General features: G+C 65.6%; 25 protein-coding genes. 11 read left to right on the plus strand and 14 right to left on the minus strand.

Translation table 11 applies throughout. The annotated features are described in order from the left end of the window. Window positions 1-263 precede the first annotated feature (263 nt). Complete coding sequence (locus LJ737_RS07025; RefSeq protein ID WP_227764078.1) at window positions 264-866, plus strand: SET domain-containing protein; 603 nt, start codon at window positions 264-266, stop codon at window positions 864-866. Between the two features lie 107 nt (window positions 867-973). Further along, complete coding sequence (locus LJ737_RS07030) at window positions 974-2,338, plus strand: MATE family efflux transporter (RefSeq protein ID WP_227764080.1); 1,365 nt, start codon at window positions 974-976, stop codon at window positions 2,336-2,338. Between the two features lie 56 nt (window positions 2,339-2,394). On the opposite strand, the gene LJ737_RS07035 is transcribed toward LJ737_RS07030, so the two are convergent. Together LJ737_RS07035 and fahA are read right to left on the minus strand one after the other, a co-directional pair. Beyond that, on the minus strand, window positions 2,395-3,282 hold the full coding sequence (locus LJ737_RS07035; RefSeq protein ID WP_227764083.1) for a carboxypeptidase-like regulatory domain-containing protein: 888 nt from the start codon (window positions 3,280-3,282) through the stop codon (window positions 2,395-2,397). A 126-nt stretch (window positions 3,283-3,408) separates the two neighbouring features. Beyond that, the gene (fahA, locus tag LJ737_RS07040) at window positions 3,409-4,689 is read right to left on the minus strand and encodes a fumarylacetoacetase (protein WP_227764084.1); all 1,281 of its coding nucleotides are present in this window, start codon (window positions 4,687-4,689) and stop codon (window positions 3,409-3,411) included. A gap of 453 nt (window positions 4,690-5,142) precedes the next feature. On the opposite strand from fahA, the gene LJ737_RS07045 reads away from it, so the two are divergent. Next, window positions 5,143-6,711 (plus strand): ThuA domain-containing protein, encoded by a 1,569-nt coding sequence (locus tag LJ737_RS07045; RefSeq protein WP_227764087.1) that lies wholly within the window; start codon window positions 5,143-5,145, stop codon window positions 6,709-6,711. Window positions 6,712-6,796: 85 nt separating this feature from the next. Here LJ737_RS07045 and LJ737_RS07050 read toward each other — a convergent pair whose 3' ends face one another. Both LJ737_RS07050 and LJ737_RS07055 read right to left on the minus strand, forming a co-directional pair. Continuing rightward, window positions 6,797-7,126, minus strand: a complete 330-nt coding sequence (locus tag LJ737_RS07050; protein WP_227764089.1) for a NifU family protein — start codon at window positions 7,124-7,126, stop codon at window positions 6,797-6,799. 57 nt (window positions 7,127-7,183) lie between these two features. Beyond that, a complete protein-coding gene (locus LJ737_RS07055; RefSeq protein ID WP_227764091.1) occupies window positions 7,184-8,281 on the minus strand; it encodes an Mrp/NBP35 family ATP-binding protein in 1,098 nt (365 codons plus the stop codon). A gap of 220 nt (window positions 8,282-8,501) precedes the next feature. Between LJ737_RS07055 and dnaG the strand changes: the two genes are divergently transcribed. Then, on the plus strand, window positions 8,502-10,592 hold the full coding sequence (gene dnaG, locus LJ737_RS07060; protein WP_227764094.1) for a DNA primase: 2,091 nt from the start codon (window positions 8,502-8,504) through the stop codon (window positions 10,590-10,592). A 120-nt stretch (window positions 10,593-10,712) separates the two neighbouring features. On the opposite strand, the gene LJ737_RS07065 is transcribed toward dnaG, so the two are convergent. Next, window positions 10,713-11,189: a hypothetical protein gene (locus tag LJ737_RS07065; RefSeq protein WP_227764096.1), complete on the minus strand. Its 477-nt coding sequence runs from the start codon at window positions 11,187-11,189 to the stop codon at window positions 10,713-10,715. Window positions 11,190-11,408: 219 nt separating this feature from the next. Here LJ737_RS07065 and LJ737_RS07070 point away from each other — a divergent pair, with 219 nt between their 5' ends. The 6 genes from LJ737_RS07070 (at window position 11,409) to LJ737_RS07095 (ending at window position 18,568) form a co-directional block, all read left to right on the plus strand. Then, entirely contained in the window at window positions 11,409-12,431 is a 1,023-nt protein-coding gene (locus LJ737_RS07070) for a potassium channel family protein (protein WP_227764098.1), read from the plus strand. Between the two features lie 139 nt (window positions 12,432-12,570). After that, window positions 12,571-13,803, plus strand: coding sequence for a glycosyltransferase family 4 protein (locus tag LJ737_RS27085; RefSeq protein WP_227764100.1), 1,233 nt, complete (start codon window positions 12,571-12,573; stop codon window positions 13,801-13,803). Further along, window positions 13,800-14,975, plus strand: a complete 1,176-nt coding sequence (locus LJ737_RS07080) for a glycosyltransferase (RefSeq protein WP_227764103.1) — start codon at window positions 13,800-13,802, stop codon at window positions 14,973-14,975. Before LJ737_RS27085 ends, LJ737_RS07080 begins: the two co-directional genes overlap by 4 nt. Before the next feature lie 283 nt (window positions 14,976-15,258). Continuing rightward, complete coding sequence (locus LJ737_RS07085) at window positions 15,259-15,870, plus strand: helix-turn-helix domain-containing protein (RefSeq protein WP_227764105.1); 612 nt, start codon at window positions 15,259-15,261, stop codon at window positions 15,868-15,870. Window positions 15,871-16,142: 272 nt separating this feature from the next. Further along, entirely contained in the window at window positions 16,143-17,399 is a 1,257-nt protein-coding gene (locus tag LJ737_RS07090) for a bifunctional 3,4-dihydroxy-2-butanone-4-phosphate synthase/GTP cyclohydrolase II (protein WP_227764107.1), read from the plus strand. Between the two features lie 362 nt (window positions 17,400-17,761). Beyond that, window positions 17,762-18,568, plus strand: coding sequence for a hypothetical protein (locus tag LJ737_RS07095; protein ID WP_227764109.1), 807 nt, complete (start codon window positions 17,762-17,764; stop codon window positions 18,566-18,568). A gap of 6 nt (window positions 18,569-18,574) precedes the next feature. On the opposite strand, the gene LJ737_RS07100 is transcribed toward LJ737_RS07095, so the two are convergent. The 7 genes from LJ737_RS07100 to LJ737_RS07130 form a co-directional block, all read right to left on the minus strand. Continuing rightward, window positions 18,575-19,117, minus strand: coding sequence for a hypothetical protein (locus LJ737_RS07100; protein ID WP_227764110.1), 543 nt, complete (start codon window positions 19,115-19,117; stop codon window positions 18,575-18,577). 50 nt (window positions 19,118-19,167) lie between these two features. Next, entirely contained in the window at window positions 19,168-19,935 is a 768-nt protein-coding gene (locus tag LJ737_RS07105; protein WP_227764112.1) for a DUF2705 family protein, read from the minus strand. 16 nt (window positions 19,936-19,951) lie between these two features. Then, window positions 19,952-20,857 carry an ABC transporter ATP-binding protein gene (locus LJ737_RS07110; RefSeq protein ID WP_227764113.1) on the minus strand — a complete coding sequence of 302 codons (906 nt, stop codon included), beginning with the start codon at window positions 20,855-20,857 and terminating at the stop codon, window positions 19,952-19,954. A 79-nt stretch (window positions 20,858-20,936) separates the two neighbouring features. Next, window positions 20,937-22,700: a M14 family metallopeptidase gene (locus LJ737_RS07115; RefSeq protein ID WP_227764115.1), complete on the minus strand. Its 1,764-nt coding sequence runs from the start codon at window positions 22,698-22,700 to the stop codon at window positions 20,937-20,939. A 54-nt stretch (window positions 22,701-22,754) separates the two neighbouring features. Next, window positions 22,755-23,366: a hypothetical protein gene (locus LJ737_RS07120; RefSeq protein ID WP_227764118.1), complete on the minus strand. Its 612-nt coding sequence runs from the start codon at window positions 23,364-23,366 to the stop codon at window positions 22,755-22,757. 13 nt (window positions 23,367-23,379) lie between these two features. Then, window positions 23,380-23,814 (minus strand): DoxX family protein, encoded by a 435-nt coding sequence (locus LJ737_RS07125; protein WP_227764119.1) that lies wholly within the window; start codon window positions 23,812-23,814, stop codon window positions 23,380-23,382. Window positions 23,815-23,938: 124 nt separating this feature from the next. After that, entirely contained in the window at window positions 23,939-24,574 is a 636-nt protein-coding gene (locus tag LJ737_RS07130) for a hypothetical protein (RefSeq protein WP_227764121.1), read from the minus strand. 194 nt (window positions 24,575-24,768) lie between these two features. On the opposite strand from LJ737_RS07130, the gene surE reads away from it, so the two are divergent. Further along, window positions 24,769-25,644 carry a 5'/3'-nucleotidase SurE gene (gene surE, locus LJ737_RS07135; RefSeq protein WP_227764123.1) on the plus strand — a complete coding sequence of 292 codons (876 nt, stop codon included), beginning with the start codon at window positions 24,769-24,771 and terminating at the stop codon, window positions 25,642-25,644. 91 nt (window positions 25,645-25,735) lie between these two features. Here the strand turns inward: surE and LJ737_RS07140 are convergent, their stop codons facing one another. Together LJ737_RS07140 and LJ737_RS07145 are read right to left on the minus strand one after the other, a co-directional pair. Continuing rightward, window positions 25,736-26,008, minus strand: coding sequence for a hypothetical protein (locus tag LJ737_RS07140; protein ID WP_227764126.1), 273 nt, complete (start codon window positions 26,006-26,008; stop codon window positions 25,736-25,738). Window positions 26,009-26,081: 73 nt separating this feature from the next. After that, window positions 26,082-26,321: a hypothetical protein gene (locus LJ737_RS07145; RefSeq protein WP_227764128.1), complete on the minus strand. Its 240-nt coding sequence runs from the start codon at window positions 26,319-26,321 to the stop codon at window positions 26,082-26,084. Between the last annotated feature and the right edge of the window lie 64 nt (window positions 26,322-26,385).

The raw sequence follows: 26,385 nt of genomic DNA on the forward strand, positions 1-26,385 counted from the left end.
GCGCCCACGGGGGCACGGGCCGGTCGAAGTCAAGGGAGTAGTACGCCGGGAAAGCAGTAAACGGCGTTTTGGCGGGCCGATTTACGTATTTCTCGCAGGGGCGCCTGTGGTAAATCCGTAGGCTGCCCGGCGGCGAATCAAGGGGAAGCAGCGCCGGCGCAACCGGTTGGCAGCCGCTGCGTTAGGCCCAGCAAACGGGCCGTTAGGGCCGCATCCGGCTTTTGGCTACTATTGCGTTTTCCGCCTGCTGTACTTCCCTCCCCATGATCCATCCCGACACCGAACTGCGCTTCATCTCTCCCGAAATCGGCTACGGCGTGGTGGCCACCCGCTTTATTCCCAAGGGCACCATCTGCTGGATTTTCGACGCCTTCGACCAGACTTTCAGCCCGGAGCGCGTGCGAGGGCTCGACCAGATCCACAAGGACATCCTCAACAAGTACAGCTACCGCGACGCGCAGGGCGACTTCGTGCTCTGCTGGGACAACTCCCGCTTCGTCAACCACTCCTTCAACAGCTCCCTGGTGTCGACGGCGTACAACTTTGAGCTGGCCGTGCGCGACATTCACCCCGGCGAGGAGCTGACCGACGACTACGGCTACCTCAACGTGTGGGAGCCGTTCGACTGCCTGCCCGAGCCCGGCAGCGCCCGCACCCAGGTCTTGCCCGACGACCTGCTGAACTTCCACCCCGAGTGGGACGCCAAGCTGATGGATGCCTTTCGCCGCTTCAACCAGGTGGCCCAGCCGCTGAGCCCGCTTATCGAAACCCGCTACCGGGCCAAGGTGGAAGCCGTAGCCGCCGGCCGCGAAGCCATGGACTCCATCCTGAACTGCTACTATAAAGGTGAAATTGTGAAGCTGTGAACGGGTGAGTTGACGTGCTAGCGTCGCAGCGTTGCTCCATTTGCGCATTTCGCGCCATCAGCACGGCACTCACCACTTCACAAGTTCACCATTTCACTACTTGCCCCATGCCCCGTCGCCGGCGTCCGGCGTCTTACCGCGCCATCCTCGACATTGCGGCGCCCATCATGCTGGGCAGCCTGGCTCAGAGCGCCATTTACCTGACAGATTCGGTGTTTGTGGGGCGGCTGGGGGCGGTGCCGCTGGCCGCGGTGGGCCTGGGCGGGCTGCTGTTTTACCTGCTCACCACCGTGGGCGCGGGCCTAGCCGTAGCCCTGCAGATTCTCACCGCCCGCCGCCTCGGGCAGGGGCGGCGCCGCGCCGTCGGCCGCCTGTTCGACAACACCCTGTACCTGAGCCTGGCGCTGGCCGCGGTATTGGCCGTGCTGGGCTACGCGCTGACGCCCTGGCTGGCCACGCGCCTCGTGGCCGAGGCGGCCGTGGCCGCGCAGATGCAGCTGTACCTGCGGGCCGTGGTGTGGGCCTTGCCGGCGAGTTTTTTGTGGCACTGCCTCGCGGGGTTTTTCACCGGCATCGGCCGCACCCGCATCATCAGCCTGAGCACCCTGCTGATGACCACGGCCAACCTGCTGCTTAACTACGGCTGGGTGTGGGGCGGGCTGGGGCTGCCGCGCCTGGGCATTGCCGGTTCGGCCTGGGCTTCGGTGGTGTCGGAGGCGGTGGGGGCGGCGGTGCTGCTGCTGGCGCTGGGGCGGCCGGGGCTGCGCCCGCGCTACGCCCTGCTGCGCCACGGCCCCATGCGGCTGGTGCTGCGACGCCTGTTGCTGTTCGGGGCGCCCATCGTGGGCAAGCAGCTGGTCGAAACGGCCGGCTGGTTCGGCTTCTTCGTACTGGTCGGCGAGCTGGGCAGCCAGGCCCTGGCCGTGTCCAACATCGTGCGCAGCGTGTACACGGTGGTGAGTTTGCCTTCGTTGGCGCTGGCTTCGGCCATTTACACGCTCACCAGCCGCTACCTGGGCCAGCGCCGGCCCGAGCTGCTGGCGCCCGTCATAGCCCGGACCGTGGCCCTGAGCCTGCTCATCACCTTGCCGGCGGGCCTGGCCATTGCGCTGCTGCCAGTGCACATCGGGGGCCTGTTCACCTCCGAGCCGGCCCTGAACGCCGCCCTGGTGCCCCTGGCCCCGGTGCTGACGCTGATTCTAGCCGTGTTTGCCGCCAGCAACATTCTCTACAACAGCATCATCGGCTTGGGCGGGGCCGGACGGGCGTTTCAGATGGAAGTGCTGGCCATCGGGGCCTATTTACTCGCGGCTTACGCGGCCGTGCACTGGCTGCGGGTGCCGCTGGCCGGGGTGTGGGCCACCGAGCTGGTGTACTGGCTGGTGCTGGGCGGGCTGGCCGGCGGCTTTCTGCTGGTACGCCGCTGGCGCCGGCTGCGGGCCGAGCGGGTGCCCCGGCCGGCGTTGGGCTAGGAAAAATCAGCCTCGCCCAATGCTACGTGCCGCGTGGCCTTCGCCGCGTCCGTCCGCTATTCTTTCACCGTGGCGTACAGGGCCACGGCGGGCCGCTTGCCCAACAAGGGGCCGTTGCTCTTAACCGTGGGCTTGAGCCACTGGCCCTGGCTGGCGAGGCGCACAAAAAGTTGCCCGCCCGATTCCAGAGCGCCGCCGAAGCTGATTTGCTTGGTCAGATCGGGCTGGTCCGCGGACGCAGGCACCTGCACCAGTTCCAGGCCCATCACAAAGTCTTCGTCGAGCACCACCTTCTGGGCGGCGAGGTCCACCGTGAGCACCCCGGCCTGCGGGCCGGCGGTGAGCAGCACGTCGTGGGGCAGCAGCTTGGCGGCAGTCGGGAAGCCTTGCGCATCGAGCCGGTACAGATTCAGGCGGAAGGTCAAGGGGCCGGCTTCGTTCCTGGCCACCACCACGTTCAGGCTTTGCAGCAGCGCCGGGCGTTTGGGCAGGTGCACCAGGGCCCCGAGTTCCGTGCCCAGCTGGTTGGAGAGCAGGTGGATGACAAAGCCGCGGGTCGATTTGGCCAGGCCCACGGTCCGCAGGTCGCAGTAGGCGCTATTGCCCGCCACGGCCACGTCGTCGAGCAGCACCGGCCGGGGCTTCAGCTCCAGGTCGGGCTGGGTCAGCAGGGCGCTCAGCGGCAGCAGCAAGGGCTCAAACCCCAGGCTGGACACGCGCACGGTATCGGCCGCGTACGCGGCTTGGGCCGCGAGTTGGTAGCGCCCGTGCTTGTCGCCCACGGTGCCGAGGTTGCGCCTGGGCAACCCTAGGTTGACGAGGGGCACCGGTTCGTGGGTGCTGGCGCTGCGGATGGTCCCGCTAATGGTTTGGGCTTGGCTGGAAACCGCCCCGAGCACGGTAACGGCCGCCAAGGCGGCACAAGGCAGAAAGGAAGAACGCACGTGAATAGAAAGTAAGTAAACGTGCCCACGCCGCTACTGCTGACGTGGGCACGTGCAATGATAATGCATATGGTACTGCCGACCAGCCGAAAACTGCATTTCGGACCGGGAAAGTCACAAACGGAGCTACTCTGCCGCCGGCAGCACCGTGCCACGCACCTCGCCGAAGCCGATGCGCAAGTCGTCCTTCTGGCAGAAACCGCGCATCACCACCGTGTCGCCGTCCTGAATGAACTTGCGCTGCGAGCCGTCGGCCAGCGTCAGGGGCTTGGTGCCGCGCCAGGTCAGCTCCAGCATCGAGCCGTAGGAATCGGGCGCGGCGCCGCTGATGGTGCCCGAGGCGTACAGGTCGCCGATTTCCAGCGGGCAGCCGTTGCTGGCGTGGTGGGTGAGCTGCTGGGCCATGCTCCAATACATGTCCTTGTAGTTGGTGCGGCTGATAACGGTTTCGGGGCCGCCCTGCGGGGCCAGGCTCACCTCCAGCTGAATGTCGAAGTTGTGGGCGCCGGTTTGCTGCAGATAGGCGAGGGGCTCGGGCTCCTGCGCCGGCCCGGCCACCCGGAAGGGCTCCAGCGCGTCGAGGGTCACCACCCAGGGCGACACGCTGCTGCCGAAGTTTTTGCCCAGAAACGGCCCCAGCGGCACGTACTCCCAGCTTTGCAGGTCGCGCGCCGACCAGTCGTTGAACAGAATCAGCCCGAAAATATGGTCTTCGGCCTCGGCCAGCGGCACCGTTTGGCCCATTTCCGTGGCCTGCCCCACCACCATCGACACCTCCAGCTCGAAATCCAGCTGCTGCGAAGGGCCGAACGTGGGCACTTGGGCGTCGGGCGCCTTGCGCTGCCCGTTGGGCCGGCGAATGTCGGTGCCGCTCACCACGATGCTGCTCGTACGCCCGTGGTAGCCGATGGGAATCCAGCGCCAGTTGGGCAGCAGGGCATTGTTCGGGTCGCGAAACATAGTGCCCACGTTCGTCGCGTGCTCGATGCTGCTGTAGAAGTCGGTGTAGTTCTGGGGCTTCACCGGGCGCAGCATCTGCACGTCGCGCTGGCGCAGCAGGCACTCGCGCATGGCGGCTTCCTGGTCGCGCAGCTCGCCGTTGTCGTGGCGCAAGATTTCGCTCACGCGCTGGCGCACGGCCCGCCACGCCGGCCGGCCCAGCTTGATAAACGCGTTCAGGGAGCGGCGCCGAAACACCTTGGGCTCGGTGGGCAAGTCCAACCCGCGGAAGTAGCCAAACTGGCTTACCGCGTACAAATCCAGCACGTACTCGCCAATGGCCACGCCCACGCGGGTGCCGCGCTCCTCAGTGTAAAACACGCCGAAGGGCAGGTTCTGGATGGGAAAGTCGCTGTGGGGCGGAATGTCAATCCAGGAGTGCAGGGCGGGGTCGTTGGGGTTGGCCATGAGGGTGGAAGGCGGAAAGGATGAGTAGGGCAAAGGTAGAAGCAGCCCGGTAATCACCGGAAGGGCTGCCCCAGAAGTTGCGCAGGGCTACTCCCTGTGGGCCGGGCAGCCGGCTACGAGCAACGGCTCAGCGCCGGCGCGCCGACAGCTCGGTGACGGGATTTTTAACCTGATTTTAACAAACTGATTAGTAGAACATTGTCAAGTATTATGACGTAACGATATATTGAGTAATATAGCGGATTGATAAGCACAGCCAGGAGACTTTTTTGTGCCTCTTGGTCAGAAGTAACACGTGCAATGAGTGCCGAAAAGGTAATTCTGCGTTACGCCCCGTTTGGCTATGTATGGCATTAGTCGCGTGGGGTTATTGGCAGTCAGCGGTTAATTTTTGGCTGCATGACTGATTGATCAAAAACATAGTTTCTGGAGTTGACCTTTGTTGTAATCGTCATGAAAACACAAGTCCGCATTTTTATTTTTTTAGTAGCGGCGCTTTTTCTGAATGCGTGTCATCACAAAGAAAAAGACCAAACCCCCGAGCCGAATCCTAAAATTCTGGTGTTTTACAAAACGGCCGGATTTTACCATTCGTCTATTCCGGTGGCCATTGAAGCGCTGAGGAAATTAGGCGCCGATAATAATATCAGCGTCGATACCACCAAAGTAGCGGCGAATTTTACGCGCGACAATTTAGCTAATTACAAAGCCGTCGTATTTCTGAGCACTACCGGCGACGTGTTAAACGATGCGCAGCAACGGGTATTCGAAGAATACATCAGGGCGGGCAATGGGTTTGTCGGCGTGCACGCGGCCACCGATACCGAATACGACTGGCCTTGGTACAACGGCCTCGTGGGCGCTTATTTCGATAGTCACCCGGCCATTCAACCGGCAACCATCGACGTGGTGGATAAAAACCACGATGCCACCGCGTTTCTGCCCGATTCCTGGCAGCGCACCGACGAGTGGTATAATTTCAAAAATTTAAATCCCAGCATTCAGGTCTTGGCGAATCTGAACGAGCAGTCCTACTCGGGCGGGATTCACGGCGCCTCACACCCCATTGCGTGGTACCACACCTACCAGGACGGGCGCGCTTTCTACACCGCCGGCGGCCATACGGAGGAAAGCTACCGGGAGCCGTTGTTTTTGCAGCACCTGCTCGGCGGCATTCAGTACGCCATGGGCGCCTCGCAGCGGACGCTGACTCCCAACCCAAATCCGACGTATTTGTGGACCAACCTGCTGGACCAAAACCTGTCGCAGTGGGATAAGTTTATCGGGGTGCCGCATTACACGGTGAACATCCCCGGCCACCCTAGTGGGGACGGAGTCAACGGCATTCCGCTGGGGCTGAACAACGACCCCCTGGAAGTATTTAAAGTCATTACGGAAAACGGCAAGCCTGTTCTGCAGATTTCCGGGCAGATATACGGCGGGCTGAGCACCAAGCAGGAATTCGGTAATTACCACTTCAAAGCCGAATTCAAATGGGGGACGCGCAAGTACGAACCCCGCCTAAACGACAAACGGGATAACGGCATCTTGTACCACGCCAAAGGCAGCCACGGCGCCTTCTGGAACGTGTGGATGCTCGCCCAGGAAATGCAGATTCAGGAAACCGATATGGGGGATTATTTTGCGCTCGGGCCGGGTATGGATGTAAAGTCTTCCTACCGAACCGTAGATAACGAATCGGCTTGGATGTACGACCCGACAGCGACCTTAAGACCGTTTGGCATGGGCCAGCCCGATGGCCGCTGCCGCCGGAGCCACAACAACGAAAAACCCCTGGGCCAATGGAATACCGTTGAATTGATTTGCCTGGGGCAAAAGAGCATCCACGTCGTTAACGGGCAGGTGGTGATGGTGCTGGAAAACTCGCGCGAGTGGAAGCCCGACGGCTCGCAAGGCCCGCTGACCAACGGCAAAATTCAGATTCAATCGGAGGCCGCCGAAGCGTATTACCGCAACATTCAGATCCGGCCCATTACGGAAATTCCCGCCGAATACCGCTAACAAGCACCGGGCCTCAACCAGCGCGCCCCGCCTCCGCCGAAACCGGCAGAAGCGGGGCGCGCCGCTGTTAGGATGCAACTGCTGCTTAGTTGGGCGTCGACACGGGCGCGGGCGGCTGCGGACGGCCTTCCTGCCCGGCCGGCTGCGGAGTCGTGGCCAGGTTCACCGCTTCCACGGCCCGGATTTCGGGCACGGCCTTCTTCACTGATTCTTCCACGCCGGCTTTAAGCGTCATCGGCGACATGGGGCAGGTGCCGCAGGCGCCGAGCAGCTCCAGGCGCAGCACCATATCCTCGCTGATGTCCAGCACGCGTACGTCGCCGCCGTCGGCTTTCAGGTACGGGCGGATGCCGTCGAGGGCGTGCTCGATGCGCGGCAGCAGCGGGTGTTCAAACAAAGTGGCGGTTGCAGACATACTTACGAGACACTTGACCGAAGCGCGAAGTTCGGACTTTCGCGGCACTTCGGCCGTTTACTTCATTTCGACCACCTGCGTGCGCGGGGCCACGTTGTTGCGGATGGACACGGCCCGGGCCACCGATTCGGCCAGCTGCTCGAAGATCGGGGCTACGGCCGAGGAGGTTTGTAGCACGGCCGGAATGCCCTGGTCGCCGTTTTCGCGGATGCCCTGCACCAGCGGAATTTCGCCCAGCAGCGGCACCTCGTGCTTGGCGGCCAGCGCGGCGCCGCCGCCTTGCCCGAAGATGTAATACTTGTTTTCGGGCAGCTCCTCGGGCGTAAACCAGGCCATGTTCTCGATGATGCCGAGCACGGGCACGTTGATCTGCGGCTGGCGGAACATCTGCAAGCCCTTCTGCGCGTCGGCCAGGGCCACTTTCTGCGGCGTGGTCACGATGACGGCGCCCGTCACGGGCAGCGTCTGCACCAGCGTCAGGTGAATGTCGGAGGTGCCGGGGGGCATGTCGAGCAGCAGGTAGTCCAGTTCGCCCCAGTCCACCTCGGTGATGAACTGCTTTAGGGCCGACGAGGCCATGGGCCCGCGCCACACGATGGCCGACTCGGCCGGGGCCAGGAAGCCGATGCTCATGATTTTGACGCCGAACCGCTCGATGGGCTCGATCAGGTTGCGGCCGTCTTCGCTCTGGAACACGTGGGGGCGCGAGTCCTCCACGCCGAACATCACCGGCATCGAGGGGCCCGAAATGTCGGCGTCGATCAGGCCGACTTTGGCGCCGGAGCGGGCCAGGGCCACCGCGAGGTTGGCCGTGACGGTGCTCTTGCCCACGCCGCCTTTGCCCGAGGCCACGGCAATGATATTCTTGACGCCGGGCAGCACGTCGCGGTTCTGGCGCATGGTCGTCACGCGCGAGGTCATGTTCACGGTCACCTCCGCGTCTTTGTCCACCATCGTGTGGATGGCGCGCACGCAGGCATTGTGAATCAGCTCTTTGAGGGGGCAGGCGGGCGTGGTCAGCACCACGGTAAACGCGACGTTGCGGCCGTCGATTTGCACGTCCTCAATCATGTTGAGCGTGACGAGGTCCTTGCCCAGATCGGGCTCCTCGACGTAGCTCAGGGCTTTCAGTACAGCTTCTTTCGTGATGCTCATGGCAAACTTGCGGGCGGCCAGTCGGGCCCCCATCCGGCAAAGATAACCCCGAAACGGGCGGGGACGTGCGCTGAAAACCGGAAAAGGCCGCGGGCGGTTTGGCCGTGGGCCTAGGCTGCCGGCCCGCCCGCTCCCGCGGCCCCAACTTTTAGGCGGGCGCCCTACTTTGTGGGTAGCTTTGTAGTCCCGCCGCACCTGTCACCTCCTATTGCCCCGCGTTTTGGCCCTCATCCCCAAAGAAACCATTGACCAAGTCCTCCATTACGCCGACATCGTGGAGGTCGTCGGCGACTTTGTCTCGCTGAAGAAGAAGGGGCAGAACCTATGGGCCTGCTGCCCTTTCCACCACGAAAAGTCGCCTTCCTTCTCGGTGGCGCCGGCCAAGGGCATTTACAAGTGCTTCGGCTGCGGCAAGGCCGGCGACGTGGTGCGCTTCGTGATGGACATCGAGTCGGTGAGCTACCCGGAGGCTATCAAGTGGCTGGCCAAGAAGTACGGCGTCGAAATCAAGGAAGAGGAAAAGACGCCCGAGCAGCAGCTGGCCCAAAACGAGCGGGACTCGCAGTACATCGTGTCGGATTGGGCGAAGAACCGCTACAAAACGCTGCTGCGCGACTCCGAAGAAGGGGAGAGCATCGGCTGGGCCTACCTCAAGGAGCGGGGCCTGAACCAGCAGACCATCGACACCTTCGAGCTGGGCTACTCGCTGGATAAGTGGGACGACGTGCTGACCACGGCCCAGCAGGCGGGTTTCGACGTGAAGTTCCTCGAGAAAACCGGCCTCGTGATTAAGCGCGAGGAAGACGGCCGGCGCTACGACCGGTTCCGCGGCCGGGTGATGTTCCCGATTCACAACATTTCGGGGCGCGTGGTCGGCTTCGGGGCGCGCACCCTGCGCCGCGACGAAAAGGCCGGGGCCAAGTACCTGAACTCGCCCGAGTCGGAAATCTACCACAAGTCCGACGTGCTCTACGGCCTCTACCAGGCCAAGCAGGCCATCCGGCAGGAGGAGCTGTGCTACTTGGTGGAGGGCTACCTCGACGTCATCAGCCTGCACCAAGGCGGCGTGAAAAACGTGGTGGCCTCGTCGGGTACCTCGCTCACCGAAGGGCAGATCCGCCTCATCAGCCGCTACACCGACAACGTGACGGTGCTCTACGACGGCGACGCGGCCGGCATCCGGGCGGCCCTGCGCGGGCTCGACATCATCCTGGAAAACGGGCTGAACGTGCGCGTGGTGCTCTTCCCCGACGGCGACGACCCGGACTCCTACATCCGCAAGGTGGGGGACCAGCGCTTCCGCCGCTTCGTGGAGGAAAACAGCCAGGACTTCATCAGCTTCAAGACCCGGCTGGTGGCCAAAGACGCCGCCAACGACCCGGTGAAAAAGGCCGAGGCCATTCGGGAGGTGCTGCAAAGCATTGCCAAGGTGCCCGACCCCTTGAAGCGCCAAGTGTTTCTGCAGCAAACCTCCGTCACCTTCCACATCGACGAGCAGGTGCTCATCGACGCCTACAACAAGCAGGTGAAGCAGGCCGCGCCCGGCCCGCGCCCCGGCGGTGCGGGCGGTGCCGCGGCGGGCAGCCCCGCCCGCACCAGCGGCAACAACGCTGCCCTGCGCCCGGCCAGCAGCGGCGCCTCGGTGCAGCCCGGCGGCCAGCTCACCGGCATCAGCCCCCGGCCCACCAGCCCCGGCTACGACGACTCCATGCCCGACGAGGCCTACGGATTCATGGGCGACGAGGAAGGCGAGCCCACCGGCGACGCCCTCGACCTGGAACCGGTGCCCGACGTGCAGCAGGCCTGCGAGCGGGAGGTGGTGCGCCTCATCCTGAACTACCCCGCCCAGCCCCTGGCCGACGGCGTGCCCGTGGCCGAGTACTTGCTGGGGCAGGTCGACGAGACGCCCTTCCGCACCCCGCTCTACGCCGATTTGCTGCACCTCTGCAACCAAGCCGTGCAGGCCGGCCGCTTCCCCGACGCCCGCGAGCTGGTGCGCCACGAGCGCGGCGACATCCGCGCCGCCATTACCGACCTGGTGACGGAGCTGCACGAGCTGAGCCCGAACTGGATAACCCACCAGATCTACGTGCCGCGGGAGCTGGACCAGCTGCAAACGGCCTGCGAAAACGCCATTCTGCGCCTGAACAAGTGCAACGTGGAGCGCGAGCTGACCGAGTGCCTGAACACCATGAACTCGCTCAACCCCAACCAGGTGGAGGAGTACCTGGCGCAGATGGCCATCTTCAAGAGCCTCAAGCAGCTGGACATGCAGTTGGCCGGGTTGCTGGGCACCATTATTTCGCGGTAGGAGTGAAGCGCAGCCGGCCTGGCGCTGCTGGAGGATAGGCCTTTGGATGCTCCACCGTGTGTTGGGCTGTAGCACGAGCTGCAGCCGTGTTTCTCTGCGCAGGCATGTTACCTTTACCCATCAGCGAATGGAAAAGGTGAGCGGCACGAAAACGGTATCGGCCCGGGAGGTAGGGACAAACCGCAACCGAGCTAATACCCGTTGGCCTTCTGCCTCAATCGCGGCCAGCGCGGCCTTTTCTTCGCCTGATTCAGCCAGCGTAAAGGAGCGGCGTACCAGCACTGCGGGTGGCGCTGTGCCATCAGGCCCCACCACAAGCCGGAAAGTAAACATTCCTTCGGCCTGGGCGCGCAGGGCCGGTGCCGGATACTGAATCTTCCCTTGCAAGGACTGCCAAAAGCGCAGGTGTTGTTCGTGCCGCTGCATGCTATCGGTTGCTAGCCAGAAGCGGGGTACTTCCACCAGCGGTTTAGGTGGTTGAGGGGCTTTTGCCGGCACATACGGCGGCGGTAGCCCGCGCTGCACCCGCACCGGCTTGCCCGGCGCCACGTGCACGCCCGAGGTCTGGGCCACGGCCAGCGAAGCGGGCAGCAACAACGGCAATAGGGACAGAGGGTAGCAGTGCTTCATACAGCCGTGCCAACGCGGTGCAGGGTGCAGAAATTGCCCGGGAGCTAGGTTAACCAGCCTCTGCGTACAACTGCGAAACCTCCGCGCACCGCTGCGGGAACCCGGCCCCGCGGCGCCCGCCCAAATCCGCCGAATCCTGTTCGGCATCCGTGGCCTTTGTGGTCTATCTTCGCCCCACTCGCAGCTATGTGGAAACGCGCCAACCTCAGCCGGCTCATGCTGGCCATCCTCCTTTCGGTGCTCAGTTTGGGCATCGGCATGGCCGGCTTCATGCTCATCGAAGGCTACACCTGGTTGCAGGCCTTCTACATGACTGTCATCACCATCAGCACCACGGGCTTTGAGGAAGTCAAGCCGCTGTCGGAACGCGGGGAGCTGTTCGTGTCGCTCTACATCCTCTACAACCTGGTGGTGGTGGCCTACCTCGTGTCGGTGCTCACCCAGTACCTCTTCGACGGCGAGCTGCGCAACCTCTTCAAGATGTTTATGACCGATCAGGAAATTCGCCACATCCACGGCCACGTCATCGTCTGCGGCTTCGGGCGCAACGGCAGCAAGGCCTACCACGAGCTGCGCGCCAACGGGGCCAAAGTCGTCATCATCGAGCAAAGCCAGGAACTGATGCGGGCCAACGCCGAGGCGTTGGGCAACGGGGCCGTGCCAGTGGTCTTCGGCGACGCCACGGCCGACGAAACGCTCAAGCAGGCCGGCATCGAGCGGGCCAGCGCCCTGATTTCGGCGCTGCCCAAGGACGCCGACAACGTGTTCGTGACCCTGACCGCCCGCGAGCTGAACCCCCAGCTGAAAATCATTGCCCGCGCCTCGCTCAAAACCTCGGAAAGCAAGCTGCTGCGCGCCGGCGCCGACTCGGTGGTGATGCCCGACGAAATCGGCGGCTCGCACATGGCCAATCTGGTGATGCGCCCCGAGGTCATCCGTTTCCTGGAAATGATCAGTGGCCTGGGCCCCAACCGCCTGCGCCTGGAAGAGTTGTCGTACCAGGACCTGCGCCCCGACCTGCGCGGCCGCTCCATCCGCGAGCTGGACGTCCGCTCGCGCACCGGCGCCACCGTCATCGGCCTCAAAGACAGCGCCGGCCGCTTCGAGGTCAGCCCCGCCGCCGATTTTCGCCCCGCCCAGGGCGACGTGTTGCTCCTGCTCGGCACCGACGAGCAGATCATGCGCGTGGTGCAGGAGCTGCGGCGGTGAGTGAGGGGACTAACCCCGAATCGACGACCTGCGGCCGCCCTGCCTGCGCAGCATAACGGCCGGCGCGGCGCGCTTGCCGTGCCGAATCAGCTATTCTCCCCATTATCTTTGTGGTCCATCTGCTTAGTCGCTCCGGCCTGTGAACGTTCTTCAGCTCTGTCCCCGCGTCCCGTTTCCGCCCACCGACGGCGGCGCCATTGCCATGTACGACGTGGCCGCCGGGCTCGTGCGGGCCGGCCACACCGTGACCTTGCTCGCGGCCAACACGCCCAAGCACCGGCAGGCCGCCGACGCGCTGGCCCACCTCGGCCCGAGCCTGCGCCTGGTGACGGTGGACGTGGACACGGCGCTTTCCCCGCTCAAGGCTCTGCGCAACCTGCTCTTCAGCCCGCATCCCTACAACGTGGAGCGCTTCATGTCCGAGGCCCTGGCCGCCAAGCTGGCCGAGCTGCTCACCACCGAGCCGTTCGACGTGGTGCAGATGGAAGGCACTTTCGTGGCTTGGTACGTGGACGTGGTGCGGCGCGTGGCGCCCGGCGTGCCCACCGTACTGCGGGCCCACAACGTGGAGCACGAAATCTGGGACCAGCTGGCCCGCAACGAGCGGCAGGGGCTCAAGGCCGGCTACCTGCGCCACCTGGCCCGCCGCCTCAAGCGCTTCGAAGCGCAGTACCTGCCCCGCTTTTCGGCCGTGGCCGCCATCACCGAGCCCGACCAGCGCCGCCTGCGCCAGTTGGGCTGCCAGGAGCCGGTGGTGTTCATCCCCGCCGGCGTCGACCTGACGCGCGTGCAGCCCGACCCCGGCATCAAGGCTCAACCCAAAACGCTGTTTTTCCTCGGCTCCCTCGACTGGCGGCCCAACCAGGAAGGGCTGGAGTGGTTTCTGCAGCACGTGTGGCCCGAAGCCCGCCGCAACCACCCCGAACTGGTGCTCCACGTGGCCGGCAAAAACATGCCCGACCACATCCGCGACCTGCGCGTGCCCGGGGTGCAGGTGCACGGCTTCGTGGAGTCGGCGCCGGTGTTCATGCAGCAGTACGAGGTGATGATTGTGCCGCTGCTTTCCGGCGGGGGCATGCGCGTGAAAATCATCGAGGGCATGGCCCTGGGCAAGTGCATCATCAGCACGGGGCTGGGCTCCGAGGGCATTGCCGTGCGCCACTTGCACGACATCCTGGTGTGCGACGACCCGCAGCAGTGGATTGAGGTGCTGCGCCAGTACTGCCACGGCGAGTTTTGCTACAAGGGCGTGGGCGAGCAGGCCCAGCGCACCGCCCGCCTGCTCTACGACAACGATAAGGTGGTGCAGCGCTTTGTGGAGCTGTACCGGCGCGTGGGAGCGGGCGAAGCCGTAGCTTTGCCGCCCCGATGAAGCTTCTCGTCCTGCTGTCCCGCTTTCCGTATCCGCTCGACAAGGGCGACAAACTCCGCGCGTTTCACCAGCTGCGCTACCTCGCCCGGCACTTCGAGCTATGCCTGTTCGCCCTCAGCGACGAGGACGTGACCCCCGAAGCCCACGCGGCCGTGGCCCCGCTCTGCCGGGGCGGCGTGCACGTGCACCGGCTGCAGAAGCCCGGCATTGCCGCCAACATGGCCTTGGCCGGCCTCAAAGGCCAACCCTTCCAGGTCGGCTACTTCCACGACGCGGCGGCCCAGCGCCGCCTGGCCGAGGTGGTGCGCCAGTTCCGGCCCGAGCGCGGCTACTGCCAGCTGATTCGCATGGCCGAGTACGCCCGGCCCCACGCCCGCGCCGTACCCTTCACGCTCGATTACATGGACGTGTTTTCGACCGGCATGCAACGCTGGGCCAGCAAGGCGCCCGTGTGGCAGCGCCCCGTCATGGCCCTGGAAGCCCGCCGCCTGCAGCAGTACGAGGCCCGCGCCTTCGACTGGTTCCGCCACCACACCATCATCAGCGACCAGGACCGGCAGCTCATCGACCACGAGCAGCGGCAGCGCATTCAGGTGGTGCCCAACGGCATCGACACCGAGTTTTTTCGGCCCGGCGCCGTGGCGGCCGACGAACCGTTCGAGCTGGTGTTCTGCGGCAATATGGCCTACCACCCCAATGTGGAAGCGGCCGAGTGGCTGGCCGAAGGCATCCTGCCCGCCGTGCAGCGCCGCCACCCCGCGGCCCGGCTGCTGCTGGCCGGCACCACGCCCGCGGCCCGGGTGCTGGCCTTGCAGTCCGACAGCGTCAAAGTCAGCGGCTGGCTGCCCGATATCCGCACGGCCTACGCCTCGGCGCGGGTATTTGTAGCGCCCATGCGCACCGGCACCGGCCTGCAAAACAAGCTGCTCGAAGCCATGGCCATGGGCCGACCCAGCGTCACCACCCCGCTGGCCAACAACGCCCTCGGCGGCACGCCCGGCCAGCACCTGCTCGTGGGCGCCGACACCGCCGGGCTGGCCGAGAGCATCTGCCAGCTGCTGGACCGCCCTACCGAAGCCGAGGGCCTGGCCCTGCAGGGCCGCGAGTTTGTGCGCGAACGGTACACCTGGGAAGGCACCACCGAGCGGCTGGCGCGGCTGCTGGCAGAATAGGCCCCGTTTGCTCCGCTAGGCAGCGGGGCAAGATGAGATAGTGACGCTAAAGAAATCAGGCTAGATTCTGACAAAAACAGCTTGTCACCAATGTCTACGTGCTAGCCAACAGTGTGACAAATATTGTCACACTGTTGCTCTTTCAGTGTTTAATTGTGACAGTTGTGTCACATTGTCTGTCTAGCCTTAGCCTGTTGTGACAACCTCGTATTTAGCATCGCGTAGGCAGGCATAGCCGGTAATTTTGGAAAGGAAATCTGCTGGCGGCTCTGTTTCCTTAGCTATGCCAAGTCATCTGCCGCGTACCGATTCGTTGACCGTTCTGGTGCGGGCCCACTTTGCCCTGACCCAAAGCGAGCTGGCCCGCTTTGTCGGCGTTGGGCGTACGCTGCTGGCCCACGCCGAAGCCGGCCGGCGCAATTTGCCCGAAGCGGCCTTTCGTCGCCTGCTGGTGCTGGCGCGCCAATTGCCGCCGCCGGAAGGAGAGGGGCCGTCGGCCCCGGAAACGCTTCACTTCCTGGCCGGAACGGCTGCTGCGGACACCCTCGCGCTGTTGCAGCGCCGCCGGGAAGTGCAGGCTGCCCTGGTGCAGGAGCAATCGGTGCTGGACAAGCGCGGGCTGCTGCAACTAGCCTACGAGCGTCGCCGCTGGGCACTCACGACCTTGCCCGTGGCGCTGGCTGCACCCATCGACCCCGCGTCCCGCTGGGCCGCGGCTACCCCCAATGTGGCCCAGGACCTGGGCTGGCTGGGAGAACTGGCGCGGGAAACGGCCCAGGCCACCGAGCCTTTTTCGGCTACCGAGCAAGCGCTGCGAACGGCTCGGCTGCGCGGCTTGGAAGCCGAACTAGCGGCCCTCGACGCATTCTTAGTCGGTACAGCCGGGGCCAAATAGCGCCGGCTCGGGCGTTGAGCGGCTGAATCAGAGGCCCGGGCGCGCGTAGAGTGGCCGCGGCGAACTGCCCTGGGAATTGTTGCTGCGGGCGACGCAAAGCAGGGCTGCTGCTTGGGTAGCTTCCCAATCGTGGCCGCAGCCTAACAACTGTTCGGTCACTACCGCCAACGATTCCGGCCGGGCCGTTAACTTTGTGGAGCCGCTGGCGGTTGTCAGCCCAGATTCCCACCGCGGCCCGCTTCCCCTGGCCGGCCGCCCTTTCTCCGCAAGCCATGCTTGACCCCATCGAAGACGCCATTGCCGACATCCGCGCCGGCAAAGTGGTGGTAGTAGTGGACGACGAAGACCGCGAAAACGAAGGCGACTTTATCTGCGCCGCCCGCTGCGCTACGCCCGAAGTCATCAACTTCATGGCCACCCACGGCCGCGGCCTGGTGTGCGCCCCGCTCATCGAGGACCGCTGCGAAGAGCTTGGCCTGGAACTGATGGTGGGCCGCAACACCGCCCTGCACGCGACGCCCTTCACCGTGTCGGTGGACCTGTTGAAGAACGGCGTGACCACCGGCATTTCGGCTTCCGACCGTTCCAAGACCATCCTGGCCCTCATCGACCCCGAGACCAATCCGGAAGAACTGGGCAAACCCGGCCACATTTTCCCGCTGAAAGCCCGCAAGGAAGGCGTGCTGCGCCGCGCCGGCCACACCGAAGCGGCCATCGACCTTTCGCGCCTGGCCGGTTTTGAGCCCGCCGGCGTGCTCGTCGAAATCCTGAAGGAAGACGGCGAAATGGCCCGCCTGCCCGAGCTGCGCCAGATTGCCGACAAGTGGGGCCTGAAGCTGATTTCGGTGCAGGACCTGATCAAGTACCGCCTGCAGAAGGAAAGCCTCATCGACCGCGAAATTTCGGTGAAGATGCCCACTCAGTGGGGCGACTTCGACCTGATTGCCTACACCCAGCGCAGCACCGGCGCCCAGCACCTGGCCTTGGTCAAGGGCGACATTTCGGGCGACGAACCCGTGCTGGTGCGCGTGCACTCCTCCTGCGTCACCGGCGACATCTTCGGCTCCTGCCGCTGCGACTGCGGCCCCCAGCTGCACCACGCCATGCAGCAGATCGAGCGCGAAGGCAAGGGCGTGCTCGTGTACATGAACCAGGAAGGCCGCGGCATCGGGCTGCTCAACAAGCTCAAGGCTTACAAGCTGCAGGAGCAAGGCCGCGACACCGTGGAAGCCAACCTGGAGCTGGGCTTCGGCATGGACGAGCGCGACTACGGCGTGGGCGCCCAAATTCTGCGCGACCTGGGCATCTCGAAGATGCGCCTGCTCACCAACAACCCCCGCAAGCGCACCGGCCTCATCGGCTACGGCCTCGAAATCGTGGACACGGTGCCCATCGAGGTGGCGCCCAACGAGCACAACGAGCGGTACCTGACCACCAAGCGCGACAAGCTGGGCCACACCATCCTCACCAAGGACCGCGGCCCGCACCCCGCCCAGGCTGCCGCCGAAATGCTTTCCTCCGCCGAATAGCCCGAGCTTACGGCAATCAACAAAAAGCCCGCGTCCGCACTTGGATGGGGGCTTTTTGCTGCTGTAAACATGAAATATTGGTCCGCCTGATTGAGCCGTACCGGCGCGGCTGCGGCACCGGTTTTGGTGGCTGAAACCACAGCGCGCCAACCGGTTTCTGGGATACCGACTGTGCCAGGAGCAAGGGGCTGATTGACGACCTCTCCGGCGCAGTCAAACCCCAGCCATATCTTCCGTGCGATTCTGCGAGCAGCGCAGACCAGCGGGCAGCTCGGCAAGACTAGGCAGGCAAAACAAGATGCCTGCGATACTGCCCATAACCGTGCTTATATCAACGATATTCGGCGTATCTTATTAGGGCTATGAAAGCCCATGTTGCGCGCACGTTGCTGGCCGGCTTGGCGGCCGCTTTTCTCTGGAGCCCGGGCGCCCGGGCCCAGCGCCCCCTGGTGCAGCAGTTTGCCTATAGCACCGTGCTGCTCACCTCCGGCGACACGCTGCGCGGGCCCCTCACGTACTACGCCGACCGCGACTTACTGCTGGTGCAGCAGGCCGACCGCTCGGTGCGCACGGCGTCGGCGGCTATGGTGCGGGCGTTTGCCGTGCGCGGCGAGCTGACGGGCGCGGGCGAGTACCTGGACATGCCCGCCGAGCTGCCCGAGCCGCGCCGGACGCCGGCGCTGAGCAGTGCCCAGGGCGCGCCCCTGCCCGCGCTGCTGCCCCAGCGGGCCGAGCCGAATGCCACGCGGGTATTTCGCAGCCTGCGCTGGAATCACGGGGCGGAGTACGCCGACTACCGCACGCCCGCCTTCTTCGAGCAGCTCAGCGCCGGCCCGACGCTGCTGCTGCGGCGTCAGCAGCTCGTGGAGCGCCCCGTGTCTTCCACCGACCCCATGTTTCTGTCGGCGTATCCCGCCGGGGGACTGCCGCGCGGCACGGTGGGCTACATCGTGTCGGCCCAGAGTCAATTTTTTCTGGCGACTCCGGCGGGCGAAGTGCTGGCGCTGCGCAACCCGCGCCGGCACCTGCTGGCCTATTTTCAGGCCGAGGCCGCGCAAATCGAGGAGTATGCGCGGCAGCAGCGGCTCAGCTTCAACACCTCCGACGACCTGGCGCGCCTCGTCAGCTACGCCAACGCCCTGCGCCGCCAAGCCGCCGACGCGCGCTGACCGGGCCTACTTGCGGCCGCAGCCGCAGCTCCAATTCTGCGTGCCGGTGCCCGTGGTCAGCTCGATGTCGAGCTGCCCGGCTTTGTCGACGGTGGAAAACGTCGTCTTGACCGCGCCGCGCTCGGCGAAATAGCCCGTGAGCCAAGTTACTTGCCGGGTGGCCGGGTCGTAGGTGTAGCGGCCGGTGGTGTTGCCGTCGAGGTAGCGGTAGGTGCCGTTGGCGTTGAGCTGAATGACGCCCTTGGGAATGAAGTTCAGGCGCTTGCCGCTGGCGTCCCAGGCGTTGTGGGTGCAGCTGTAGTCGCCGTAGACGAGCTGGGCCGCGGCCATGGGGCCGGCCATGCGCATGCCGCCGGCTTTGGCGGCTGCGTCGGCTTCGGTGCGGGCCTGCAGGGCGGCAGCGGCGCGGGCCCGCACGGCCGCGGCTTCGGCCTGGGCGCGCTCCTGCGGGCTCGGGGCCGCGGTGGGCGCGGGGGAAGGCGTTTGGGCGGTGGCCGCCCCGGCCAGTGCCAGGAGCGCGCCGGTAAGCAAAGTAGTAGTCAGACGCATGCGCATCGGGCGACGGCGGAAAAGCTACCGTCCGTGCGTAAAGGTAGGGGCTACAGGTCGCGGGTGCGCAACACGGCCGCACTCAGCAGCCAAAACAGCGCCGCCCAGGCCAGGGCGACGGGCACCGCCTCGCCGGGCAGCAGGGCGCCGCTCGGGCCCAGCACGGTGTCGAGGGTTTGGGCAAAGGGCGAGGGCGTGAGGATGTCCAGGGCCTTGATGGGCAGAAACCGGTCGATGGTGTCGGGCAGAAAATAGCGGATCAGGCGCTCGGCCACCCACACGTAGAGCAGCAGGGCCACGATGGCCGGCGTGCTTTTGCGAATGAGCACGGCCAGCAGCGCCGCCAGCGACAGGTAGCCCAGCAACTGCGCCGCGTAGAGCAGCAGGGGCCGCGGGGCGGCGGCCAGCACCGCCGGCAGGCTGGCCCCGGCGGCCCGCGTCAGGCCAAAATACGCGCCCACCAGCAGCACCGACAATACGGCCCAGGCCACCAGCAGGGCCGTGACCAGCAGCTTGTCGAGCACCAGCTGCTCACGCGAGGCCCCGTCGATGACCTGCTGGCGGAAGGTGCGGTACTGAAACTCGTCGGTGATGAGCATGATGAGCAGAAACGCCGGCAGCAGGGAAAAATAGCTGGCCAGGTACGTCAGGTTGGTCCACAGCCCCGGCAGCGCGTACAGCGCCTGCCCCAGCTGCTGCCCGTTGACGTTGACGCCGCCGGCGCCGGCCACCGTGGCGGCCAGCAAGCCGGTAAACAGCAGCAGAATAACCCAGGCGGTGCGGTAGGGCAGCAGCTTGTGAAGCTCGGTGCGAAGCATAAGGTAAAATGCTGAGTTAGGAATGCTGAATCAGCTGCAAAAACTGGGTTTCCAGGCTGCGCGGCTCGTTGCTCAGGTGCGCCAGCGCCAAGCCTTGGGCGAAGAGGGCGCGGTTGAGGTCGGCGGGAGTATGACCGGCGGCCAGCGTGAGCGAGCAGGCTCCGCCGGGGGCGGGCTGAACGTCGTGGGCAAAGGGCACGGCCGCCAGGGCCCGCAGCAAGCTCTGCGGGTCGGCGTCGGGGGCCAGGCGCAGGTGCACGCGGTCGGTGGCGGCCAGAATGTGGCCGACCGGGCCGGCGGCGCGCAGTTGGCCATGGTGGAGCACGGCGGCGTGGGTGCACACCTTCTGCACTTCGTCGAGCAGGTGGCTGGCCAAGATGATGGTGCGGCCCTCACTGGCGAGGCGCTGGATGAGGCGGCGCACGTCGGCAATGCCCTGCGGGTCGAGGCCGTTGGTGGGCTCGTCGAGCACCAGCACTTCGGGCTGCCCGAGCAGGGCGGCGGCCAGGGCCAGGCGCTGCTTCATGCCCAGCGAAAAGCCGCGCACCGGCTCGTGCTGCCGCCCGGCCAGCTCCACCGTGTCCAGGGCCGCGTCGATGGTGGCCGGGCTGGCCCGCTTGGTGTCGGCCGTAATCTGCAGGTTCTGGCGGGCCGAGAGGTAGGGAAAGAAGTTGGGCGTTTCGAGCAGGGCGCCCACCCGGCGCCGCGCCGCGGCCGTGGGCGCCGCCCCGAACCAGCGTACCGCGCCGCTGCTGGCGTGCAGCACGCCCAAGGCAATGCCCAGGGTGGTGGTTTTGCCCGAGCCGTTCGGGCCCAGCAGGCCGAACACGCTGCCGGCGGGCACACTCAGCGAGAGGTCCTGCACGCCGGTGGTGCGGGCGTAGCGCTTGGTCAGGTGCTCAATGTCGAGGATGGCGGACATGCGGGTAGGCAGGGAAGGAGCAGGGAAACTATGCAGTTCGGGGGCGAATGGCCGGGTGCCGGCGGCAAGAAACCATCCATTACGGCGCCGCCGTCACCGTTAGCGGCTCCTGGCCCGTGAGGCGCAGCACCGGGTAGCGGCGGTAGCCCGGCTCCGAGTACTCCGAGCGGCGGTACACCCATTCCAGCTGCGCCGCGGCGTCTTTGGCGAAGGCGGCATCGGCTTTTTTCTGCGCTTCCAGCTGCTGGCGCAGCTCCGGGTGCTGGCGCAGCACCGCCGCGGCCAGGTCCTCGAACACGTAGTCGGAAAAGTGCTCCTTGCTCTGCAGGATGCTGTCGAAAAAGCCCCAGGCGAAAAAGGAATCGACGGCCTGCGGCTCCAGCGTTTCCACCAGGTAGCGGGCGGCGGGCTGGTCGAGGCGGGCCACAAAGTCGCCGCGGCGCAAGTGCTGGGTTTGACGCACCGGGCGCAGCTCCACTTTCGAGTGCACGTAGTGGCCTTCGAAGGGGCGCGGGGTGGTCTGGAACTCCTCGATGTACTGGGCCTCGACCTCCACGGTGGCGTCTTGGCTGAGGCGCTGCAGCTGCACGCCGTTGCGCCGCAGCCGCTCGATGATGGTTTCCCAGGCCTGCGGAATCAGGTAGGCGGCCGGCTTCGCCACCGACACGCCCGGGCGGTAGGTGTTGTAGTACTTCACCGGGCGGACGTAGGGCGCGGCGCGGTCGTAGTACAGCCGGGGCTGGCCGCTGACCTCGCTGGGCTTGGTGCGGCCCTCGTAGCCGCGAAACTGCACTTCGTCCACGGCCGACTTATCCAGCTGCCAGGTCAGCGGAAACAGCGTCTGGGCCAGCAGTTGCCGGTCGGCCTCGGCGCGGGCTTTCCCCAGCTCCTCGGCGTCGCGGTGCACGAAGTGGATGACCTCGTCGAGCAGGGCGTAGGTGGATTCCACGCGCGGCTTGAAAGGCTTGAGCATGTGCGTTTCGGGCATGAAGCCGATGCAATTGAACAAGGCCGCGTAGCCGGTGGAGTAGCGTGGCGAGTCGGAAAAGCCGATCAGCCCGCTTTCCGGGGTTTGTCCGTCGAAGTCCACGTAGGGCGTCATCGGCCACTGGCGCTTGTCCATGCCGCCGTAGAGGGCGGGCAGCAGGCGCTGCTGCAGGTACTGGCCCAGCACCGGGTGCAGCTTGTCCTTCTGCGAGGCAATGAGCGTCATGGTGTACTGGTAATCAGCGCCGTTGGAGGTGTGCGTCTCCACGAACACTTCGGGCCGCCAGCGCTGAAACAGCTCGGCAAAGGAGCGGGCGTTGCGCGACTCCTGCTTGATGTAGTCCCGGTTGAGGTCGTAGTGGCGGCCGTTGCCGCGGAAGCCGTACTGCTCGGGCCCGTTCTGGTTCACGCGGGTGGTGCGGTTGCGGTTCAGCATGCCGTCGACGTTGTAAACGGGCACCACCACCAGGGTCACGTTCTGCAGCTGCTCGCGCAGCTTGTTCTGCTGCAGGTAGTCGCGCACCAGCATCATGGAGGCGTCGATGCCCTCCGGCTCGCCGGGGTGGATGCCGTTCTGGATAAACACCACGCGCCGGTTTTTGCGCCGCACCGAGGCCGGGTCCGCGTCGCCGTCGAGGGAAATGACCACCTCGTGCAGCGGCTCGCCGCTGTCGGTGGGGCCGGCCGGGCGCAGGGTGAGTTCGGAGTAGGCCGCGTCGAGGCGCTGGTAGTAGGCCAGGCATTCGGCGTAGGTGGCCGTGGTGTTGCCGTTGCCTTTCTCGAAGGGCGTGCGCCAGTCGGGCTTGTCGGCGGGTGGGGAAGTCAGGGCGGCGGCTAGCATGAGGGTAGCAAGCATGGGAAACGTGTTCGGGGCGGCAAGATGCCACGAAGCGGCGAAAGTGCGTCGGCGCTATTTGCGCTGGCCACCGACCCGGCGCGTCTGGGGCGCGGCGGGCGGTACCGTCAGCTGCAGAATTCGTCGCAACGTTTGCTCGCTGCGCAACCGGGCCGACTGGTCGCGCACGTACGAGCGCCGCGTGGCCAGCTGCAGGTAGTACACCTTGGGGATGATGTTAATCCAGGTCGAGCGGTGGCCGTACAACTCTGCCAAAACGGTCTGCAGGCTGTCCAGGGCCGGGCCGGCCGCCACCGTGCTGCGGGCCAGCTCCTGCCATTTTCCGCGGTTGCGCGCGTAAAAACGCGCGGCCGTATCGGCGAATTGTATAGGCACGTAGGCTCCCGGATCTTGGTAACGGTACCAGTAGGCGCGCACCGTTTGCGGTTCGCGCACCACCGCCAGGCACTCATGGGGCCAGTCGTGGGCGTACGACAACCGCAGCGTGTCGCCCACCGCCAGGTCGCGGACCGAAATGGTATCGAAAGCAACGAGGACGCCGTGCTCGATGGGGGCGGAAGAAATCCGTCGACCGGAGGTGCAAGACGTGCCGCTGGCGACAACGGCCAGCCCGAAGCCCAGGCATGCCAGTTGCTGAAGCCCAAACCGGTGCGCTGCCGTGGACAAACGCGCCAACGCCTTAGTACCGCAGCCGGCTGGGCGGAAACAACTGATGGTCGGCGCTGTAGCGGCCCGGCCCGATGAGCAGCAGCCCCAGGAACACAAAGCCGTTTTCCACCGCGTGGGAGTAGCCGCTGAACCCCTCGCCGGTGGCCAGGTGCGACACAGCCGCCACCACCATCGTGATGAGCAGCGCCGCGCAGGCCCAGCGAAACAGCAGCCCGAGCACCAGCAACTGCCCGCCGATGGTTTCGGCCACGGCCGCGGCCAAGCCCCAGGCGGTGGGGGCAAAGCCGACGCCGAGGTGGCGCATTTCCCCGCCCAGCGCCGTCCATTTTTCCGGGCCGCCCATCAGCTTGGGGTAGCCGTGAATGACCATCATTACGCCCAGGCCCAGGCGCAGTACGAGCAGCCCCAGGTCGGCGTAGCGGTAACGGTTTTCGAGCAGGGGCATGGCGGCGGGCTAGGAGTGGGGGTGAGGGCGGCCCGCCCAGGAGGCTGCAGGTGGGGCAATGCGGCGGGCCGGCGTCGCCAAAGTACACAAACGCCCGCTGATTCGCAGCGCCAAAAGCCAAGTTCTACTGGTAAAGTATAATGCCGGTGATGCGCGTACCGGCCGGAATGTCGTCCTTGCGCAGCACCCGGCCCAGCGGCAGGCTGCGCCGGTCCAGCAGCCACGTCATGCCCACGCGCTCCGACACGGCCGCCACGTTGCCCTCGGCCTGCTCGATGGTTTGCACCCCGTAGGCCCGGCGCACCTCGCCGTAGGTACTGCCCACGCCCAGGCCCTCGGCCGTGCGGTAGCGCGCGTCCTGCACCTGCACGCGCCAGAGGCGGTTGCCGCCGTCTTCGATGGCGCCCACCAGCTCCAGCAGCAGGGGCGGGGTGCCGGCCGGCGCGTCGTCGGGGCGGTACTCGTAGGCAGGGTACTCAATGCCCTCCAAGCGCCGCGTGGTTTTCGTCAGGCTGCTCGACGGCAGCAGCGTCAGCAACTCGGCTTCGTTCATGTTGATGCGCAGCTGGCCCGCGTAGCCCGGCTTGAGCAGCAGGTGCTCGTCCTTGGCCAGTGGAATGGCCGCCGGGGCGGGAGCCGGCGCGGGAGCAGCAGCGGCCGGCTCGGCGGTGGCCGTCGGGGCCGAGGCCGTCGGTTCGGTGGAGGTGCAGGCCGACAGCAGGGCGAAGGCGGCGGGCAGGGCGGAGGCGAGGCGAAGCATACCCCAAACCTACTGCGGAGCAGGGGCATTTGCTGCCCGCACGTCCCGGTCACCCCGCCGCGCTCCGGCGGGAAAGTTTGAAAAACACGCCGTAAAATGCCGCCAATCAGTTTGATACGAAGCACGGCTCGCCCGCAAGCCAGCCGCCGCTACCTTTGCCGCCGTATTTACTGCCGACCAACCTGATTTTGCCCGTGAGTGCCGACGCCCCCAAGCAGCCGCTGATTCTGATTTCCAACGACGACAGCATTGCCGCCCCCGGCATTGCGGTGCTCGTGCGCGTGATGCGCCGCCTCGGCGAGGTGGTGATTGTGGCCCCCGCGGCCCCGCAGTCGGGCATGGGCCACGCCATTACCCTGAGCGAACCGCTGCGCCTCGACCGCAGCCAGCTGTTCGAGGGCATCGAGGCCTACACCTGCTCGGGCACTCCGGCCGACTGCGTCAAGATTGCCAAGCACCTCGTGCTGAAAGGCCGCCGGCCCGACTTGGTCGTGTCGGGCGTCAACCACGGCTCCAACGCCTCGGTCAACGTGATTTACTCCGGTACGATGTCGGCGGCGCTGGAAGCGGCCATTGAGGGGCTGCCCGCCATCGGTTTCTCGCTCTGCGACTTTTCGCACCAGGCCGATTTCTCGCACGCCGAGCCGTGGATTGAACACGTGGCCCGCGAGGCGCTTAGCAAGGGCGTGCCCGCCGGCACGGCCCTGAACGTGAACATTCCCAAGAAATCCGACGCGCCCATCGTGGGGGCCAAGGTGTGCCGGCAGGCCCGCGCCAAGTGGCAGGAAGAATTCGACACCCGCCAAGACCCGTACCGCCGGCCCTACTACTGGGTGCTCGGCAACTTCCTCAACGAAGAGCCCCAGGCCGAAGACACCGACGAATGGGCCCTGGCCCACAACTACGTGAGCATTGTGCCCTGCCAGTTCGACTTCACCCACCACGCCGGCCTGCGCGCGCTGCAGGGCGACTGGACGCTGCAGCTGCCCGGCCGCCCCACGCCCGCCGAGCCGGCCGAGCCCACGCCCGTCAGCCCCGGCGACTACGGCCCGGCCAACCCGCAAGGCTAGCGCAATAACGGCCCGACAATGCCCCGAAAACAACGACGCGCCCCGGTCCGCAAGGACCGGGGCGCGTCGCGTTTCAGGCCAGGGGTAGGCCTTACTGCTTCACCGTCGACTTGGTCGCCGTGCTCGAGGTCTGGGTCTTGGTCACGCCGCTGGGGGTGGTATGGGTCATCGTCTTGTGGTGCTGCGACGAGGACTTGTACTGGCCCGAGGTTTTGGTCTGGCCGCTGGGCGTGGTCATGGTCTTGGTCCGCGTCGACGTGGTGCCCGACTGGGTGGTCGTGGTGGTTTTGGTCGGCGTAGTTTGGGCCGAGGCTGCGGTGCTGAGCAGGGCGCCGGCGGCAAGCAGCAACAGGTACTTTTTCATGGTCGGAGTGGGGGGAATAGTTGAGATTAGGAGTTCAACGGGCAAAGCTGCCCGCGGGATGCATCCGCGGGGCCTAGCCTTCGGTGGTGGTCGTGGTGGTCTTCTGCATGTCACCCTTCTTCATCATCTTCTTGGTGTCCTTGGCGTCTTTCTTGGGCACGCCGGCGTCCTTGGCGTCCTTTTTCATCACCTTGCCGGCCTTTTTGCCGGTTTGGGTGGTTGAGGTCGTGGTGGTGGTGCTCGGCGTGGTTTGGGCCGAAGCCGCGGCGGCCGCGCAGCAGATGGCCGCTAGGAGCAGCAGGTACTTTTTCATGGAAGAAACGTGGGTTGAGGTGACGGTTGTGGCCGAAACGTAGCGCGGCGAAGTGAAGCTGGCG

This window comes from Hymenobacter sp. 15J16-1T3B (genome assembly GCF_020711235.1).
GTDB lineage: Bacteria > Bacteroidota > Bacteroidia > Cytophagales > Hymenobacteraceae > Solirubrum.